The sequence below is a fragment of the Oerskovia sp. NPDC060287 genome (assembly GCF_042726775.1).
GTDB classification, from domain to species: Bacteria; Actinomycetota; Actinomycetes; order Actinomycetales; family Cellulomonadaceae; genus Oerskovia; species Oerskovia merdavium.
The window spans coordinates 1-2,038 of sequence record NZ_JBHXBO010000390.1 but is presented as its reverse complement, the minus strand read 5'-3'; the positions used below and the strand labels follow the sequence as shown (position 1 = coordinate 2,038).

Below are 2,038 nucleotides of genomic sequence, written 5' to 3'. Positions count from 1 at the left end.
GTGCTCAGATGTTGGGGACGGTGACCGCGAGGGCCCCCATCACGGTGGCCGCCGCGAGGTACATGATCACGTCGGTCCACCGGGTCCGGACCGTGAGCCCCACGGGCCCGGGTCCGGGCAGGAACGCGCGGACCCCCGCCCCGACGACCAGGATCCCCACGATGACGAGGACCCCCGCCCGGGCCCCGGCCAGGAGCGTCACCGCGACCGCGAGCAGGACGCCCGCGAAGACGAGCCACATCGCGAGGTTGCTCTGCGGCGCCGGCGTGACGACCACGGTCGTCTGCTCGACGGGCTGGACTCCCCCCGCACCGTTCCCGGCGCTCACCCGGGGGATCCCCGCGAGCGGCCCGACGGGGAGCGGCCGTGCCTCGTCCGACGCCTCGGGTGCACCGTCGAGACGGTGCCACGCGGGGGCGGCGGCCGGTCGATGCTGCGCCGAGGGGTCGTTGTGCGGTCCGCGCCCACGCGCGGTGACGTCGCTCACGCTGCCCACCAGTTCACGGTTCTGAGCCTACCGCCGACTACGGTGGTGAACGTGCCCTCACCAGTCACCTCCGATGTCCTGCCGCACTCGCGGCGTCCCGCGGTCGGGTCCGTCGTCGTCGTGGGCGCGGGCCTCGCCGGCGCCCAGACCGTCGCCGCGCTGCGGACCCACGGCTTCACGGGGCGCGTGACGCTGCTCGGTGCCGAGGGAGTGCCTCCGTACGACCGCCCGCCCCTGTCCAAGGAGCTGCTGTCCCGCCCCGAGCCCGCCTGGCTGACCGGGGAGATCGGCGTCGACGTCAGCACGCTCGCCGACGAGCTGCTGCTCGACGACCCGGCGGTCGACCTCGAGCCCGGGACCGAGGAGGTCACGATCACGACCCGCTCGGGGCGGCGCGTCACGGCCGACGTCGCGGTCCTCGCCCTGGGGTCCGAGCCGGTGCGCCCGCCCGGCTGGGAGCCTGCGCTCACCCTGCACACGGCCGACGACGCCGCGCGCCTGCGCGAACGGCTCACGCCCGGCACGCGCCTGGTCTCGATCGGCGCGGGCTGGATCGGCGCGGAGGTCGCCGGCGTCGCCGCGAAGGCCGGGTGCGACGTCACCGTGCTCGAGGCCGCGCAGACCCCGCTCGAGCGACAGCTCGGCGCAGAGGTCGGCGCCCACCTCGTCCGCTGGTACGCCGACGCCGGCGCACGGCTGCTCACCGGAGCCCAGGTCACCGAGGTCGGCGCCCAGGCCGTGGTCCTCGCCGACGGGACGCGGGTCGAGGGCGACGTCGTGCTCGCGGCCGTCGGCGCACGCCCCGCGACCGCGTGGCTCAAGGGCACGCTCCCGCTCGACCCGCGCGGCTCGATCCGGGTCAACAGCGCGGGGCGCGTGGCTCCCCCGACCGTCGCGGCGCCGTCGGGCACCTCGGGGCACCTGCCCCTCAAGTCGCTGCGGCGCCTGTATGCCGTGGGCGACTGCGCGACGCGCGACAACGCGGTGTTCGGCCCCGTGCCCGGCGGGCACTGGTCCGCCGCGCTGCACGACCCCGAGCCGACCGTGCGGGCCCTCCTGGGTATCGACGAGATGCCCGCCGAGCCGCAGCCCGTCCGCGAGCTGCTCGGGCTCGCGCCCGTCCCCCAGCACGCCCCGTACGTCTTCTCGCAGCAGCTCGGGCACGACATCGCGCTGTTCGGCACGCCCTCGCCGTTCCACGAGGTCGTCTACCGCGGCGACCCGAGCGGTGGGGAGTCGGGCCACGAGGGCTGGATCGCGCTGTACCTCGAGACCGTGGCAGGTGCGCACCGCACCAACGCCGAGGGGCACCGGCTCGCGACCGTGCGTGCGGTCCTCGTGGTCGACGCCCCGCGCGAGGTGGGCCAGGTGCGCAAGCTCATGAACCGCGACGTGGCGCTGCACGTCGACGTCGAGGTGGCGACGGACCCGTCGCGCAGGCTGCGCGACGCGGTCGTCTGAAGGAGGCGGGGGCTCGCCCCGGCCTCGGCCGCTCGGCTGCTTGACCGCTCGGCGCCGAGCATGCGGTTGTCGTCCGGGTCCGGGTCGACC

General features: G+C 76.0%; 2 protein-coding genes. One reads left to right on the top strand and one right to left on the bottom strand.

What is annotated here, in order from left to right:
• Positions 1–4: 4 nt before the first annotated feature.
• Complete coding sequence (locus ACFWFR_RS19215; protein WP_377624182.1) at positions 5–487, bottom strand: DUF3017 domain-containing protein; 483 nt, start codon at positions 485–487, stop codon at positions 5–7.
• A 51-nt stretch (positions 488–538) separates the two neighbouring features.
• On the opposite strand from ACFWFR_RS19215, the gene ACFWFR_RS19210 reads away from it, so the two are divergent.
• A complete protein-coding gene (locus tag ACFWFR_RS19210; protein WP_377624181.1) occupies positions 539–1,948 on the top strand; it encodes an NAD(P)/FAD-dependent oxidoreductase in 1,410 nt (469 codons plus the stop codon).
• Positions 1,949–2,038: the final 90 nt, after the last annotated feature.